The sequence below is a fragment of the Cellulosimicrobium sp. SL-1 genome (assembly GCF_011033075.1).
GTDB lineage: Bacteria > Actinomycetota > Actinomycetes > Actinomycetales > Cellulomonadaceae > Cellulosimicrobium > Cellulosimicrobium funkei.
The window spans coordinates 523,714-539,598 of sequence record NZ_JAACJC010000001.1 but is presented as its reverse complement, the minus strand read 5'-3'; the positions used below and the strand labels follow the sequence as shown (position 1 = coordinate 539,598).

General features: G+C 75.9%; 12 protein-coding genes and 1 tRNA gene. 11 read left to right on the top strand and 2 right to left on the bottom strand.

Annotation, left to right across the window (positions count from 1 at the left end; all coding sequences use genetic code 11):
* Positions 1-36: 36 nt before the first annotated feature.
* Together GWJ10_RS02500 and GWJ10_RS02495 are read right to left on the bottom strand one after the other, a co-directional pair.
* Positions 37-1,623 (bottom strand): ABC transporter, encoded by a 1,587-nt coding sequence (locus tag GWJ10_RS02500; RefSeq protein WP_206158308.1) that lies wholly within the window; start codon positions 1,621-1,623, stop codon positions 37-39.
* On the bottom strand, positions 1,620-3,302 hold the full coding sequence (locus GWJ10_RS02495; protein WP_163184766.1) for a GTPase: 1,683 nt from the start codon (positions 3,300-3,302) through the stop codon (positions 1,620-1,622). The genes GWJ10_RS02500 and GWJ10_RS02495 overlap by 4 nt, the downstream gene beginning before the upstream one ends.
* A 132-nt stretch (positions 3,303-3,434) precedes the next feature.
* Between GWJ10_RS02495 and GWJ10_RS02490 the strand changes: the two genes are divergently transcribed.
* From GWJ10_RS02490 to GWJ10_RS02440, 11 genes are all read left to right on the top strand, one after another.
* A tRNA-Arg gene (locus GWJ10_RS02490) sits at positions 3,435-3,510 on the top strand.
* Between the two features lie 145 nt (positions 3,511-3,655).
* Positions 3,656-4,441: a hypothetical protein gene (locus GWJ10_RS02485; RefSeq protein ID WP_163184764.1), complete on the top strand. Its 786-nt coding sequence runs from the start codon at positions 3,656-3,658 to the stop codon at positions 4,439-4,441.
* Positions 4,438-4,920, top strand: coding sequence for a hypothetical protein (locus GWJ10_RS02480; protein ID WP_163184762.1), 483 nt, complete (start codon positions 4,438-4,440; stop codon positions 4,918-4,920). The genes GWJ10_RS02485 and GWJ10_RS02480 overlap by 4 nt, the downstream gene beginning before the upstream one ends.
* A 274-nt stretch (positions 4,921-5,194) precedes the next feature.
* Positions 5,195-6,412 carry a toxic anion resistance protein gene (locus tag GWJ10_RS02475; protein WP_021482025.1) on the top strand — a complete coding sequence of 406 codons (1,218 nt, stop codon included), beginning with the start codon at positions 5,195-5,197 and terminating at the stop codon, positions 6,410-6,412.
* 53 nt (positions 6,413-6,465) lie between these two features.
* Complete coding sequence (locus GWJ10_RS02470; protein WP_061268560.1) at positions 6,466-7,032, top strand: hypothetical protein; 567 nt, start codon at positions 6,466-6,468, stop codon at positions 7,030-7,032.
* Positions 7,029-8,726: an AAA family ATPase gene (locus tag GWJ10_RS02465; protein ID WP_163184760.1), complete on the top strand. Its 1,698-nt coding sequence runs from the start codon at positions 7,029-7,031 to the stop codon at positions 8,724-8,726. Before GWJ10_RS02470 ends, GWJ10_RS02465 begins: the two co-directional genes overlap by 4 nt.
* On the top strand, positions 8,723-10,081 hold the full coding sequence (locus GWJ10_RS02460; RefSeq protein ID WP_163184758.1) for a hypothetical protein: 1,359 nt from the start codon (positions 8,723-8,725) through the stop codon (positions 10,079-10,081). Before GWJ10_RS02465 ends, GWJ10_RS02460 begins: the two co-directional genes overlap by 4 nt.
* Entirely contained in the window at positions 10,078-11,118 is a 1,041-nt protein-coding gene (locus GWJ10_RS02455) for a glutamate ABC transporter substrate-binding protein (protein WP_241005630.1), read from the top strand. The genes GWJ10_RS02460 and GWJ10_RS02455 overlap by 4 nt, the downstream gene beginning before the upstream one ends.
* Positions 11,115-12,221 carry a hypothetical protein gene (locus GWJ10_RS02450; protein WP_076406680.1) on the top strand — a complete coding sequence of 369 codons (1,107 nt, stop codon included), beginning with the start codon at positions 11,115-11,117 and terminating at the stop codon, positions 12,219-12,221. Before GWJ10_RS02455 ends, GWJ10_RS02450 begins: the two co-directional genes overlap by 4 nt.
* Positions 12,218-14,569 carry a serine/threonine-protein kinase gene (locus GWJ10_RS02445; RefSeq protein WP_076406678.1) on the top strand — a complete coding sequence of 784 codons (2,352 nt, stop codon included), beginning with the start codon at positions 12,218-12,220 and terminating at the stop codon, positions 14,567-14,569. The genes GWJ10_RS02450 and GWJ10_RS02445 overlap by 4 nt, the downstream gene beginning before the upstream one ends.
* A complete protein-coding gene (locus tag GWJ10_RS02440) occupies positions 14,566-15,864 on the top strand; it encodes a PP2C family serine/threonine-protein phosphatase (RefSeq protein WP_163184756.1) in 1,299 nt (432 codons plus the stop codon). Before GWJ10_RS02445 ends, GWJ10_RS02440 begins: the two co-directional genes overlap by 4 nt.
* Positions 15,865-15,885 lie beyond the last annotated feature (21 nt).

Genomic DNA, 15,885 nt, shown 5'->3' with positions numbered 1-15,885 from the left:
CTGAGGTCGACGGCCGGGCTGGTCCCGGCCACCGCCTCAGGGTGCGGTGGGAGCGGCGGGGGCGTCCGGCGTCGGGCCCTCGCCTGTGGACGAGCCTGCGCCGTCCATGCCTGGGGGTAGCCGTAGGGCCCCGGTGAGCGGTGCGGCGGGGGTCTTGTCCCGCGCGGACTGCGCCAGCTCGCGCACCTGCCGGTGCAGGTCGAGGAGCTCCTGGGTGGGTCGGCCCATCGCGTCCTGCACGACGCGCTCGATCGCGCCGCGCCCCGAGGCGAGGACCTGCTGCTCCCGGCGTCGGGCGAGCGTGCGCCGCACCTGGAGCGCGACGAGGAACGCGACCACGGCGCCCAGGACGGCGACCGCCGCCACGACCGCGCACACCGTGACGAGCGTGCGCCCGAGGTCGAGCACGCGCAGCGACCCGAGCACCGCCAGGACCCCCGCCACGACCCCGACCGCGAGCGCCGACCAGGCCGCGCGCCGCGTGGGCCGCGAGGACGACGGCCCACGCGTGTCGAGGGGGATCTTCGCGAGCGCGGACCGCGTCGCCTCGGCGACGCGTGGGGACGGCGCGACGGCCTCGTCGAGGGCCTTCTGCCAGCCGGACCGCAGCGAGCGCCCCGCGCGCGCGAGCCAGCGCGAGCGCGACAGGGCGACGGCGTCGGGCTGCGGCGGCGAGAACTCGGGCCGCCCGTACCCGTTGCGCACGGCCGCGCCGACCTGGCCCGCGACCGCGGCGAGGCCCGTCGCGTCGGCGAGCGCGTCGACCTCCTCCTCGACGGCCGTGCTCATGGTCCACGGGACGTCGCCCGGGAGCTGCTCCAGGAGGAGCGCCCCGGCGCGGTCGAGCTCGCCCGCGACGCGGCTCGCGGCGACGCTGCGGCGCGCGACCGCCTGCTCGAGCAGCGACCGCAGCTCGTCCAGGCCCTCGCCGGTGCGCGCGGAGACGGTGGTGACGTAGACGCCGTCGAGCCCGTCCTCCTGCAGCAGGCGGTCCATGTCCTCGACGAGCGACGCGCGGCGTGCCTCGGGGACGGTGTCGATCTGGTTGAGCGCGACGACCATGGAGCCCTCGAGCCCCGTGGACTTCTGCAGGTACCCCGAGTGCAGCGCGTCGTCGGCGTACTTCTGCGGGTCCACGACCCACACGAGCAGGTCGACGAGCGGCAGCACCCGGTCGACGACCGCGCGGTGGGCGGGCTCGATCGAGTCGTGGTCCGGGAGGTCGAGCAGGACGAGGCCGCCGAGCGCCGACTCGTCCTCGGCGTCGAGCTCGCCGTCGCGCGTGATACGACGCTCGGGGTCGACGTCGAGCCAGTCGAGCAGCGCCGTCGCGGCGTCGCTCCACGAGCACGCCGTGACCCGCGCCGTCGTGGGCCGCTTGACGCCGACGTCCGCGAAGTCGAGGCGCGACACCCGGTTGAAGAGGCTGGACTTGCCCGACCCGGTGCCGCCCGCGAGCGCGACGACGGTGTGGTCGACGCCGAGCGCGAGACGTTCGCGCACGCCGCCGATCGCGTCGCGGACCTGGGCTGCGACGATGGGGTCGAGGCGGTCGCCCGCGAGGTCCACCGCGCGCGCGAGGTCGTCGACCCGGGCGCGCAGCTGGGCGTCGTGGGACGTCACATGAGCCTCCTCAGCTCGGCGAGTCGTAGGCGCAGTCCGACGGCGGCGTCCGCGGCGAGCGCGGGGTCGGCGAGCGTGGTGAGGACGGGCTCCGCCTCCCGCTCGACCATGGTCGCGGCGCGGTCGGCGAGGTCGTCGCGCAGCGCGGCGACCGCCTCGTCGCCCTCGTCGGCCAGCACGGTCCGCACGAGCCGGGCGGCGTCGTCGTTCCCCGCCGCGCCGGCGAGGAGCAGCGCCGCGACGCCCGTCTCCCCGAAGGCCTTCACCGCGGCACGGCCCGCCTCGGACGCCGACGGCGCCCCGAGCGCGGCCACCACGTGCTCGGCGCGCGTCGCCCACTGCTGCACCTGGGTCGTCGCGGACGCCTCCCGGCGCGCCGCGGCCGCGTCCTCGGCGGGCAGGACGTCGGCCCCGCCGGGCAGCGGGCGGTCGCCGTCGAGCGCCGCCCGCAGCGCCTCGTACGCGAGCACGCCGTCCGCGGCGAGCGTGCGCCGCGCCGCGTCGCGCGTCTCGTCGAGCAGCGGGGCGAGCACCAGGTCGCGCGCGCGGCCCCGGCGGCGGGACGACCGCACGACGCCGCCCCGCACCTTGACGCGGTCGACCCGCCCGGCGCCCGTCACCTGGGCCCAGCGCGCCTCGAGCGACCCGTGCGCGACGGCGCCGTCCAGCGCGGTCCGGCGCACGGTCTCCTGCACGGGCGGCAGGGCCCGCTCGACGGCGGAGCGCAGGTCCGCCGCGGCCTCGACCTGCTCCTCCACCGCGTCCGAGACGCCGGTGACCCAGTCGGGCAGGGCCGCGAGCGACCCCTTGAGCGTGCGCACGATCACCGCGCGGGAGCGGTCCGGGCCCGCGAGCATCGTCAGCCAGCGCGCGACCGGCGCGACGACCGAGCGGTCGAGCAGACCCTCGTGCGGGCCGACGTCGGGCACGACGAACAGCGGCACGCCGTCCATGCCGTGGTCGCGCAGCCGCTGGAGCAGGTCGCCGCGAATCGTCGTGAGCGTCTCGCGCGGGACGCGGTTGAGGACCATCGCGACGCTCGCGCCGCGCTCCTTCGCGCGCGACAGCGCCTGCCACGGCAGCGCGTCGCCGTAGCGCGACGCCGTCGTGACGAACAGCCACAGGTCCGCCGCCTCGAGGAGCAGGCTGGCCGTGTCGCGGTTCTCCGACAGGAGCGAGTCGAGGTCCGGGGCGTCGAGCAGGCCCGTGCCGCGCGGCACGCCGTCGTGGTCGATCACGCGCGCCACGCGCGTCACCGGGCCCTCGACGATGACGTCCGCGTCGAGCGGGTTGAACGCGAGCACCGGCTCGCGCGTCGTGGGCCGCAGCACGCCTGCCTGCGACACCTCCTCGCCGAGCAGCGAGTTGTACAGCGTCGACTTGCCCGCCCCCGTCGACCCCGCGACGACCACGATCGCGGGCGAGGACAGCTCCCGCAGCCGCGGCAGCAGGTGCTCGTCGAGCTGGGTGAGCAGACGACGGCGCGAGGCGTCGGCCTCGGTCGCACCGTCGATCGCGAGCGGGAGGCGCACGTCCGCCACGTCGCGGCGCAGGTCGCGCGCGACGTCGAAGACCGTGACACCGAGCTCCTCGGTCGCCTGAGCGGGGCGCCACGAGCCCGGCGACCGGCCGGCCGAGGTGGCGCTCGCGTCGCTCGTGGCGGCGTCTGGGGTTCTCACTGGTTCATAGTGACCGCTGTCGATGGCCCCGCCAAACGCACGCGCCGGACGACGCACGACCACCCGACCTGCGGCTCCACCACCGCGGCCCCACCTCCCGAGCACGCCCGGCTCCCACTACGATGGGCGCGCGCCTCGATAGCTCAATGGATAGAGCAACGGCCTTCTAATCCGTAGGTTGCAGGTTCGAGTCCTGCTCGGGGCACCACGCGCGACCCCCGCGCGACGCACATCACGCCCGGGCGAGCCTGGAAGGGCCTGCGGCGCGACGGTCCCCACACGCTCGTGCCGGCAGAGGCAGCGCTCTTCCTCACCCGGGTATCAGGAACGGCGCACGTCCCTCTCTCCGGTACGTGAGTCGCTGGGGGCACGCTCGCCGTCGCGCGCTCTGCGCTGCCCTCCTCCTGGCCGTCCCGGCCACGCTCGTCGGCTCGACCGCGAGCGCCGACCTGCCCGCGACCGCCCCGTCCCCACGTTTCGCCGCCTACTCCCCCGTGACGCCCGGGACGTCGTGCGTGCCCGACGACGTCGCGGGAGTCGTCAACGCGATCGCATGGGAGGAGATCGAGCGGCTCGGGGCGCGCGGGCTACCGGTGTGCGACGTGCGGTGGCGGTTCGTCCCGGGCGGCGTCGGGTGGTGGGGCTTCGCCGACGCGAGCGTGCGGCCCGGGGAGGCGCCGCGGGTCTGGCTCGTCGAGGACGTCGCCGCCTACGGTGACGACGGCGACGCCGTCGACGGGGAGCTCCTCGAGCAGCACGTCCGCACCACGGTGCGGCACGAGCTCGGGCACGTGCTCGACGCGCTGCTGGGTCTCTCGGAGGACGACCTCCGGGACCTGGTCGTGGTCGAGCTCGACCGCGAGCGGCCGACCCTCCGTCCCGCGCGGGAGGCGTTCGCGGAGGCGGTGACCGTCGCGCTCACCCTCGACGGGGAAGGCCGCACCTGGTTCTACGACGAGCACGTGCCCGAGGAGAACGTCCGCGCGGCGGAGCTCGTGGTCGAGGCCTTCACGAGCTCGCAGCGACAGGACTCACGCACGACCGGCGAGGCGGAGAATGCAGTCACCGACGCCGAACGGACGACAGGACACGGGTCATGGCCGGCGACGGCGCGAGGCGCTGGACGGGGAGGGACGTGAGCACGCTCGGGGATCTGATCGCTGCGGTCGGCCGGGTCGAGGCGGGTCAGCCCGGCCCCGACCCGGTGACGCTCGCGCTCGAGCCGTTCCCGGGCGGCGTGCGCGTCCGGACCGTGCAGGGCGGGAGCGTCGACCTGCTCGTAGGGCAGGGCTCGCGGGCCGTCTCGGCTGCGCTCGCGGCCGGCGTCGCCGGGCTGGTGCCGGTCGTCCCCGGGGTGGAGGCGAGTGGCTTCCCGCCCTGGTCGCGGCGGCTCGGGTGGGCCGCGTACCTGATCGACCTGGGGACCTGGGAGGACCTGCTCCGGGACTTCGGGCAGCCGCTGGCGTACCGGCGGATCCGCTGGCACGCGGACACGCTCGGCGTGACGATCACCGACGGCACCCGCACCCAGGAGCTCACGCGACCGCTGGACGGCACCGGGTTCACCGGCGCCACCCCCGCAGAGCTCGCCGCGGACTTCCTCCGGCCGCCCGGCTGAGGACGTGCGCACGCTCTCGCCGAGCACCCCGGCGCACCGCCGCACAGGTCGAGGGGCGGAACTCGCCGGCCGCCCGAACGTTGGTCTGACATGGGGAGTTCTCACCCTCCCGATCCCCGGAAAGGGTAAAGATCCGGCCACCGGTCGTAGATATACTCGCCCGACCGGCGCAGGCCGGTTCCACCCGGTTCGCCCGGGTCGAGGGGGAGCCCGCGAGGGCGTCCTCCACCCGCCACCGACGGCGTCCGACGGCACGCACGAGCGAAGGACCGACATGACCGAGGCAGCACCGCTCCAGCCCCCCGCCCCGACGGAGACGCTCACGCTCAGCGCCCCGGAGCCCGTCAAGCCGGTCGCGGCCACCCAGGCCCCGGCGCTCGCGCCGCGCATCGACGAGGCGGCCATCCCGGGTCTCGAGTCGAAGGTGTCGTCCTACCTCGACCAGCTCCTGACCACGGACACCCGCTCTCCCGAGTTCGGCGCGAAGGCGGACGACGTCCGCAAGATGGGCGACAAGGACATCCGCGCCGCGGCCGACGTCTCCAACCGCATGCTGGAGATGCCCGTGAAGGAGCTGCGCGAGGGCGGCGTGTCCGACAGCTCGAAGGTGAGCAAGTCGCTGCTCGAGCTGCGCCGCACCGTGGAGGACCTCGACCCGAGCGAGGCGAGCGTCGGCAAGAAGTTCCTGGGCCTCATCCCGTTCGGCGGGAAGCTCCAGGACTACTTCCGCCGCTACGAGAGCTCGCAGAAGCAGCTCAACGCGATCGTCCAGTCGCTGTACAACGGCCAGGACGAGCTCCGCAAGGACAACGCGGCGCTCAACCTGGAGAAGCAGAACCTCTGGGACACGATGGCGCGGCTCAACCAGTACATCTTCATAGCCGAGCGCCTCGACACCGAGCTGTCCACGAAGATCGCGGAGATCGAGGCGAGCGACCCGGAGCGGGCCCAGGCGCTGCGCGAGGACGTGCTGTTCTACGTGCGCCAGAAGCACCAGGACCTGCTCACGCAGCTCGCGGTGTCCATCCAGGGCTACCTCGCGATGGACATCATCATGAAGAACAACCTCGAGCTGATCAAGGGCGTCGACCGCGCGACGACCACGACGATCTCGGCGCTGCGCACCGCCGTCATCGTGGCGCAGGCGCTCGCGAACCAGAAGCTCGTGCTCGACCAGATCACGGCGCTCAACACGACGACGTCGAACATGATCGCGTCGACCTCGAAGATGCTGGCGGACCAGTCGGCGAGCATCCAGCAGCAGGCGGCGAGCGCGACCGTCGGGCTCCCGCAGCTCCAGCAGGCGTTCGCGAACATCTACGCGACGCTCGACTCGATCTCGACGTTCAAGACGCAGGCGCTCGACTCCATGGCGCAGACCATCGGCGTCCTGGAGACCGAGACGACGAAGGCGAACGAGTACCTGGACCGCGCGCGCCGCTCCGACCAGTCGCAGGCGGGCAGCGGTTCGCTCGACATCGGTCGGCTGTGACGCGCCGTCCCCCGACCACCCCTCCCCGCACCACAGATCGGACCCCGAGCTAGATGGGCTGGTTCTCCGACGTGATCGGCCGCCTCGGCGGCCGGTCCTCCGCGCCCGAGCCCGAGCACGAGCTGCCGGCCCCGCCCACGTCGACCGACATCCTCGCGTCGGTCGAGCGGGTCGAGCAGCAGATCGAGGGGCGCGTGCCGCCCGCCGTGACGGCGCGCGTGCACCGCATCACCGGCACGGTCGAGGAGATGGTCCCGCGCCTCGACCGTCTCGGCGGCGGGTCGCAGCAGGCGCACACGGTCGTCGCGACGGCGACGAGCTACCTGCCCGAGGCCGTCGGCGCCTACCTGCGCCTGCCGCGCGACTTCGCCGACCGACGGGTCGTCGCGCAGGGCAAGACGTCGCTCATGCTGCTGTGCGACCAGCTCGACCTGCTCGGCGTGACGCTCGACAAGATCTCCGACGCCGTGTCGCGGGCCGACGCTGCGGCCCTCGTCGCGCACGGCGCGTTCCTCGCGGAGAAGTTCCGCGACTCGTCGATCGCGCTCGACCCCGGCGCGGGCCGGGGCACGCCGCAGCCGGGTCCGCCGTCGGAGCCCGGACGACTGGAGGCACCGTGACCACCCCGGACACCCCGACCCTCGCGGCGGCGCTCGACGCGCTGGACGCCGCCGCGCGTACCGCGGGCGTCGACGAGGAGGCCGCCCGCGACGAGGGCGCGCGCCTCGCCGCGGCCGTCGCCGAGTCCTCCCCCGGCGCCCCGGCGGCATGGCTCGCCGCGCTGGGCCACGACCCGGCGGCCACGGGCGCGTTCTTCACCGCGGCGTCGAGCGCCCGGCGCTGGCGCACGTCCCCGACCGACGTCCTCGCCGCCCTCGGGGCAGCGCGCTCGAAGCACGCGACCGCGTACGGGCAGGCGCTCGCCGACGTCGCCCGCGCGGCTGCGCGCCTCGGCTCCCCCGGCCCGCACGTCGCCGGGGCCGCCGCCTCGACCGCCGCGGTCCAGCAGGCCGGAGCCGGCCCGGTGGCCGCCCCTGCTGCGACCCACGCGCCAGCAGGCCCGACGTCCGCCGCGGGCGGCCCGCTCGCCGCACCCCGCACGACGGGCGGCGCGGACCCGTTCGACCTCGGCGACCTGGTCGCCGCGCAGGGCTCGCTCGACGCGCTGCGCCGCCCGGCCCCCGAGGTCCCGTCCGTCGCGTCGATCCTCGACGCGCTCGGTGCTCGCGGGACCGGGGGCGGGACCGCGCCGTCCGGCACGACGCCCGCCCCGCCGTCGGGCACGACGGCGGACGCGACCGCCGGGAGCGCGGAGACGGCCATGGAGACCGCCGCGGAGGCGACGGTCGAGGAGGAGCCCGCGCGCTCGATCGAGGAGCTGCTCGCCGAGCTCGACGCGCTCACGGGCCTCACGCGCGTCAAGGACGAGATCCACCGCCAGACGGAGCTCCTGCGCGTCGAGAAGCTGCGCACCGAGGCGGGCCTGACCCGCCCCACGCTCACACGGCACCTCGTGTTCCTCGGCAACCCGGGCACGGGCAAGACGACGGTCGCGCGGCTCGTCGCGGGCATCTACCGCGCGCTCGGTCTGCTCGAGAAGGGCCACCTCGTCGAGGTCGACCGCTCGGAGCTCGTCGCGGGCTACCTCGGTCAGACGGCCGTGAAGACGTCGGAGGTCGTCACGACCGCGCTCGGCGGCGTCCTGTTCGTCGACGAGGCGTACGGGCTCGCGGAGGACCAGTACGGCGCCGAGGCGATCAACACGCTCGTCAAGGACATGGAGGACCACCGCGACGAGCTCGTGGTCATCGTGGCTGGCTACCCCGGCCCGATGGCCGACTTCCTCGCGACGAACCCCGGCCTCGAGTCGCGGTTCTCCACGACCATCACGTTCGAGGACTACGCCGACGCCGAGCTGCGCGACATCTTCGCGAGCATGGCCTCCCGGGCGGACTTCGAGCCGACCCCCGAGGCGCTCGACGTCTTCGCCCGGCTCGCCGCGGCGCAGCCGCGCACCGAGGGGTTCGGCAACGCGCGCTGGGCCCGCAACGTGCTCGACGCCGCGATCGCGCGCCACGCGTGGCGGCTCAAGGACGTCGACGCCCCGACGATCGACGAGCTGCGCCTGCTCCTGCCCGTCGACCTCGTGGACGGCGAGGGCGCTCCCGCGCTCCTCGCGACGCTCGAGCCGCCCGCACCCGAGGACGCGCCGGCCGAGCCGCCTGCCACCGAGACCACCGACGGCACCGACGGCACCGACGGCACCGACGACGCACCCGACACCGCACCCTCCAGCGCCGAGGAGAACGCATGACGACCACCCCGGTCCGCCCGGCGGGCCAGCAGATCGTCCCGGCCGGCGGCCCCGCGCCGGGCGGTGCCCTGACCGCCCCGGGCGGGGGCGCCGTCGTCCCGCAGGGGTCGCAGAGCGCGGCCGTGTCCCGTGCGCGCGGCGCGCTGCGACGGACGCCCGGCAAGCTGCGCCTCGTCATGGCGCTGTGCGTGCTCGCCGCGCTCGCGCTCGGCGTCCTCGGCTTCCAGGCCGGCAGCCTCCAGTCGCGCGCGCTCGCCGCGGCGAGCGAGGACGCGGCCCAGCTCGTCGGGGTCCAGGAGGTCCGCAACGCGCTCGTCGCCGCGGACGCGACCGCGACCGGGGCGTTCCTCGTCGGGGGCCTCGAGCCCGCCGACCAGCGCGCGCGGTACGACGAGCTCGTCGACCAGGCCGCGAACCGGCTCGCCACGCTCTCGGGCAGCAACGAGGCGGACGCCGCGCTGCTGGGCCAGGTGGCCGCCGACCTCACGGTCTACACGGGCCTCGTCGAGCAGGCGCGCGCCACCAACCGGCAGGGCTTCCCCGTCGGGTCCGCGTACCTCGACCAGGCCTCGACGATCCTGCGCGAGCAGATGCTCCCCGCGCTCGACGAGGTCGTGCTCGACGACGCCGACCGCGTCGCCGCGGACTTCTCGGGCGTGCGCAACGCGCTGTGGGTGCTCGCGGCCGGCCTGCTGGCCCTCGCCGTGCTCCTCGCGAGCCAGGTCTGGCTCGCGCGGCGCACGCACCGCGTGCTCAACGTGGGGCTCGCCGTCGCCACGGCCGTGCTGCTCGTCGTGGGCGTCGTCTCGACGGTCCTGCTGTCCCAGGCGAGCGCCCGCGCGCACGACGTGCGGACCGGCCCGTACGCCGCGACGCTCGCCGCGTCGCAGGCGTACTCGCTCGCGAACGACGCGAAGTCCATGGAGGCGTTCACGCTCATCAAGCGCGGCTCGGGGCAGACGTACGAGGAGTCGTTCGTCGCCGCGACGGACGACGCGGCGGCACGCCTCGACACCGCGGCGGCCGAGGGCAACCTCGACGGGACGACGGCGCAGGCGCTCGACGCCTGGGTCGCGCGGCACGCCGAGATCCGCGCGCTCGACGACGCGGGCCAGTGGGACGACGCGGTCGCCCTCGCGACCGCGACCGACCCCGAGAGCCCCAACGCCGCGTTCGACGCGTTCTCGGCCGCGGCGCGCGACGACATCGAGACCCACGCCGCCGCGACGAGCGACCGCCTCGACGGCGCGGCGACGACGGCCACCGTCGCGGGCTGGCTGCTGCTCGCGGCAGGGCTCGTCGCGGCGCTGCTCGCGTGGCGCGGCGTGACGGCACGACTGGAGGAGTACCGGTGACCACGACGCCCGCCCCCCACGCCCGGCCCGCCGGGACCCGCCGCACCGGCACGCGCGCGTGCCGCGCCGGCGTCGTCACGACCGGGCTGGCCTCGGTGCTCGTCGCGCTGCTGACGCTCGGCGCCTGCTCCGGGCCGTCCGGCGCGGAGGACCTGCGCCTGACGACCACCCCGCAGGACGAGTCGGCCACGGAGTCCCCCGCGGCACCCGCCGCACCCGCCGAGTGTGCCGACCCGCTCGCCTCGTACGCGCCCGAGGGCGCGCTGCCCGGCCCGGACGCCCTGCCCGGCGGCAGCACCATGGCCGCGATCCGCGACCGCGGCGCGCTCGTCGTCGGCGTCTCGGCGGACACGCTGCTCATGGGCGCGCGGAACCCGCTGTCCGGCCAGATCGAGGGCTTCGACATCGACGTGCTGCACGAGGTCTCGCGCGCGATCTTCGGCGACCCCGACCGGCTGCAGTTCCGCGTCATCACGTCGGGGCAGCGGCTCGAGGTGCTCGAGAACGGCGAGGTCGACCTCGTCGCGCGCGCGTTCACCATCAACTGCGAGCGCTGGGAGTCCATCGCGTTCTCCGCGGAGTACTACCACGCGGGGCAGAAGGTGCTCGTCACGCGCGACTCGACCGCGAACGGGATCGCGGACCTCGAGGGCCAGCGCGTGTGCGCGCCCGAGGGCACGACGACGCTCACGCGCCTCGAGCAGTTCTCCGGCATCGAGCCCGTCCCGGCGACCACGCACACGCAGTGCCTCGTGCTGTTCCAGCAGGGCAAGGTCGACGCGATCACCGGCGACGACACGATCCTCGCGGGCTTCGCGGCCCAGGACCCGTACGCGAAGGTCGTCGGCGAGGCGATCAGCGACGAGCCCTACGGCATCGGCGTCCCGGCGCAGAACGTCGACATGGTGCGGTTCGTCAACGGCGTCCTGGAGCAGATGAAGGCCGACGGGCGCTGGGCCGCGATCTACGGCGAGTGGCTCGGCGGCCTGGGCCCCGCCCCGACCCCGCCGGCCGCGGTGTACGGCCGCACGCCGTGACGCGCTCCCCCGCACCCGAGGCGCCGGGACGGCTCGGCGAGGCGATCCCCGCCGCCGACCTCCTGGCGTACCTCGGCGCGCTCGAGACCTGGCTCGACGAGCGCCGCACCGAGCTCGACCGGCTCGACGCCGCCGCGCAGGCCGCCGCGACGCCCGACGCCTACACCGCCGACCTCGTGCTCGCCCTGTCGCTGTGGCAGGCGATCCGCTCGCGCGCCGACGAGATCCGGCCCGTGTGGGACTCGGGCCGGGCCGACGCCGTCGCGCGCGAGAAGATCTCCCAGCTCCTGTGGGGCCGGCTCGACTCGGGCTCGGGCGCCGCGCTCGTCTCGCTCGTCGAGGCGGTCAAGCTGTGCGACGCGCTCGTCGTGCAGCTGCGCACGCGCCTGTCCTTCGACCCGCACACGGCCGACCAGGTCGCACGGCTGCGCGGCGTGCGCGCCGAGCTCGTGCGCTGCGAGGACCTCGCGGGCTCGGACGCCGATGCGCGCGGGCGCGTCGAGACCCTCCGCGGGCGCCTCGACCACCTCGTCGCGCAGGCTGCGCGCGGCGCCGACGTGTCGGGCCCGCTCGCGGAGCTCGAGACCGAGGTCGCGCGCGCCGAGCGCGACCTCATCGTCGCGTCCGCGCAGCGTCGTGAGCTGCGCCGGGACCGCGCCCGCACCGAGGAGCAGCGCGCCGCGCTCGAGGCGCGCGAGCCCGCCCTGCGCGAGCTCGTCGCGCGCTGCCGCCGCGAGATCGCGCACCCGCCGCGGCTCGCCGTCCCCGACGTCTCGCGCCTCGGCCCCGTGCCGGACTCGCGGTTCGAGCTCGACGCCTACGCGGCCCGGCTCGCGACCGTGGCCCGCGCCGTCGAGACCGTCGAGGACGCCTACACCCGTCCCCTGCGCGCGCGCGCCGAGCTGCGGTACAGCCTGGAGCGGCTCGCCGCGCGGGCCGACGCCAACGGCCGCTCGGCGTCCCCCACGGTGCGCTCGGGCCTCGCCGAGGCGCGCGAGGCCGTCGAGACGACGCCGTGCGACGTGACGCTCGCGCGGTTCCTCGTCGAGCAGTACCAATTCCTCACCCGCGACCTGCCCACCCCGGAAGGAGCGTCGTCGTGACGACCACCGCGACCGTCCCGTGCTCGGAGCCCGGCTGCCCGGGCACCATCGAGGACGGCTACTGCAACGTCTGCGGCGCGCCCGCGGGCGGCTCCGGCACCACGCCGACGCCCGCCGCGAGCGGCACCACCGGCGTGCCCGCGCCCGGGAGCGCGGCCGCCGCCTCGCCGTCCGCCATGCTCGGCACCGGGTTCGTGCAGGGCCGCCCGGGCACCGCCGGGGCGGGCGACCCCGACGCCGAGCGCTCCACGCGCACCGGCCGCACGAGCTCGAGCCGCCTCGCGTCGACCGCGCTCGGCTCCGCGCGCACCGCCGCGACCGGCTCCAAGGCGACCCGCCGCGTCGGAACGTCCTCGACGCGCCTGCGCGGGCGTGGCCTCGGCGCGGGCCTCACGACGGTCCCGTCGGTGCCCGTCCGGGACCCGCTGCAGTCCGTCATGGCCGTGCCCGAGGTCGCCGAGCGCAAGCGCTTCTGCCCCGCGTGCGGCGAGAAGGTCGGCCGCGGGCGCGACGGCCAGCCCGGCCGCACCTCCGGGTTCTGCCCCCACTGCGGCAACCGGTTCGACTTCACGCCGCAGCTCAAGCCGGGCGACCTCGTCGGCGGGCAGTACGAGGTCGTGGGCTGCCTCGCGCACGGCGGCCTCGGCTGGATCTACCTCGCGCGCGACCAGAACGTGTCCGGCCGGTGGGTCGTGCTCAAGGGCCTGCTCAACTCCGGCGACCCCGACGCGTACGCGGCGGCGATCTCGGAGCGCCAGTTCCTCGCGGAGGTCGAGCACCCGCTCATCGTCGAGATCTACAACTTCGCGATGCACGACGGCGCCGGCTACACCGTCATGGAGTACGTCGGCGGCGAGTCGCTCAAGGAGATCCTCCAGCAGCGCCGGGAGGACAACAACGGGGTCATCGACCCGATGCCCGTGGACCAGGCCCTCGCCTACGTGCTCGCGATCCTGCCCGCGTTCGCGTACCTGCACGACCACAACCTGCTGTTCTGCGACTTCAAGCCGGAGAACGTCATCCAGCAGGGCGACGGCGTCAAGCTCATCGACCTCGGCGGCGTGCGCCGCACCGACGACCTCACGTCCGCGATCTTCGGCACCGTCGGCTACCAGGCGCCCGAGGTCGCGGAGGTCGGGCCGTCGGTCGCGTCCGACATCTACACGATCGGCCGCACCCTCGCGACGCTCGTCCTCGACTTCCGCGGGAACACGACGACGTACGTCGCCTCGCTCCCGCCCGTCGCGGACACCCCGGTGTTCCAGCAGTACGACTCGTTCTACCGCCTGCTCGCCAAGGCGTGCGCGCTCGACCCGGCCGACCGGTTCGCGACCGCCGACGAGATGCGCACCCAGCTCCTCGGCGTCCTGCGGGAGGTCGTGGCGGCGGACGCCGGCCCGGGCAACCCGGCGCTGCACTCGGCGGCCTCGGTCCTGTTCGAGGCGCCGGTCGCGGACGTCGCGTCCCGCCCGCTCGCCTGGGACGAGCTGCCGACGTTGCGGCGCGACGACCACGACCCCATGGCGAGCTGGCTCGCCGGGGTCAACGTCGTGGACCCGGACGCGCGCCTCGCCGCGCTCGCCGACGCGCCCGAGGACACGGTCGAGGTGCGCCTCGCCCGGGCGCGCGCCGCGATCGAGGCGGAGCGGTTCGACGTGCTGCGCGACACGATCGCGACCATCCTCGCGGACGACCCGTGGGAGTGGCGCGCCGCGTGGATCGGGGGCCTCGGCGAGCTCGCGCAGGGCGACCCGGTCGCGGCGCGCGCGTCGTTCAACGCCGTGTATGGGCAGGTGCCGGGCGAGCTCGCGCCCAAGCTCGCGCTCGCCGCGGCCTGCGAGCTGAGCGGCGAGCCCGACATCGCCGAGTCGCTCTACGTGATCTGCGCGCGCACCGACGCGAACTACACCGCGCCGGCCGCGTTCGGGCTCATGCGCGTGCGCGAGGCGCGCGGCGACCTCGACGGCGCGCTGCACGCGCTCGACCTCGTCGGCCCGACGCGCGGGTCGTACGTCGAGTCCCGCACGCTCCGCGCGCACCTGCTCGCCGCCTCGGGCCGCGGGCTGCCCGCGCTCGCCGACGCCATGGCGAGCGTCTCGACCGTCGCGATCGCGCCGCGCGAGCGGGCCGAGCTCGCGGTGGGCGTCCTGCGCTCCGCGCTCGACACCGTGACCACCTCCGGCCCGGAGCCGACCACGCGCATCGCGGGCGTGCCCGCCGACGAGCCCGCGCTGCGCGACGCGCTCGAGGGCGCGTACCGCGAGCTCGCGTCGCTCACCGACTCGCGGGACGAGCGCATCACGCTCGTGGACCGCGCGAACGAGGTGCGCCGGTGGACGATCCGATGAGCGACTCCCCCGCGCCCGCGCCCGCACCGGTGCCCGGCGGCACGGTCGCGGAGCCGAGCGGCGTGCTCGCCTGCCCGGCGTGCGGGGAACCGTCGCCCGAGGGCGCCCGGTTCTGCGAGGCGTGCGGCACCCCGCTCGCCCCGCTCCCGACCGCGACGGGCTCGGACGCCGGGACCGGAGCTGCCGCGGACCTCGCGACCGACGCCGCGACGGACCCCGCAGCAGCCGGGACCGGGGACGGCGGGCCCGGGTCCGACGACCAGACCGCCGCCGGGACCACCGAGCCGTCGGGCGAGGCCTCCGCCGAGACCGACGGCGACGGCACCGAGAGCGGCGCGCGCCCCTGCGTGCGCTGCGGCGGCCGGGTCGCCGAGGACGGGTACTGCACCGAGTGCGGCGAGCCCGCGGCGTCGGAGCGCGACCACTGGGCCGAGCGGCCCGCGAGCTGGGTCGCCGGCGTGTGCGACCGAGGTGTGCGGCACTCGCGCAACGAGGACGCGATGGCCCTGGCGGCGAGCCCGTCCGCGACCGCCGAGCGGGCGTTCGCGGCGCTCGTCGTGTGCGACGGCGTGTCCTCCGCCCCCGACTCCGACGTCGCGAGCCTCGCCGCGGCGCGCGCCGCGCGCGACGTGCTCGCGGCGCGCGGCCCCGACGGTCCCGACCCCGTGACCGGCGAGGCCTCGGCGCGCATGGGCGCGTGGTCCGCGCTCCTCGGCGACGCGTCGCGCGCCGCGCAGGACGCGATCCTCGCGACCGTCGGCACGATGGCCGACCGCGAGAACCCGCCGTCGTGCACGTTCGTCGCGGCCGTCGTCGACGGGCCGCTCGTCGTGGCGGGCTGGGTGGGCGACTCGCGCGCCTACTGGATCCCGGACGAGGGCGACGCGCACCAGCTCAGCGTGGACGACTCGTGGGCGCAGGAGATGATCGCGCAGGGCGTGCCGCGCGCCCAGGCGGAGACGTCGCCGCAGGCGCACGCCATCACGCGCTGGCTCGGCCCCGACGCCCCCGACCCGGTGGCCCGCACGGCCGCGACCCTGCCCGACCGCGACGGCTGGCTGCTCGTGTGCTCGGACGGCCTGTGGAACTACTGCTCCCCCGCGGCCGACCTGGCGGCCCTCGTGCGCAGCACGCAGGACCGCGTCGGCGACGACCCGCAGGTGCTCGCGGGCGCGCTCGTCGACTGGGCGAACGCCCAGGGCGGCCGGGACAACATCACGGCGACGCTCGCCCGGTTCTCCCGGGCGTCGTCCGCGACCCCGCCGCCGCCCCCGGCGGACCCCGCCACCGCCTGACGCGCACCGCGCGTCGGGCCC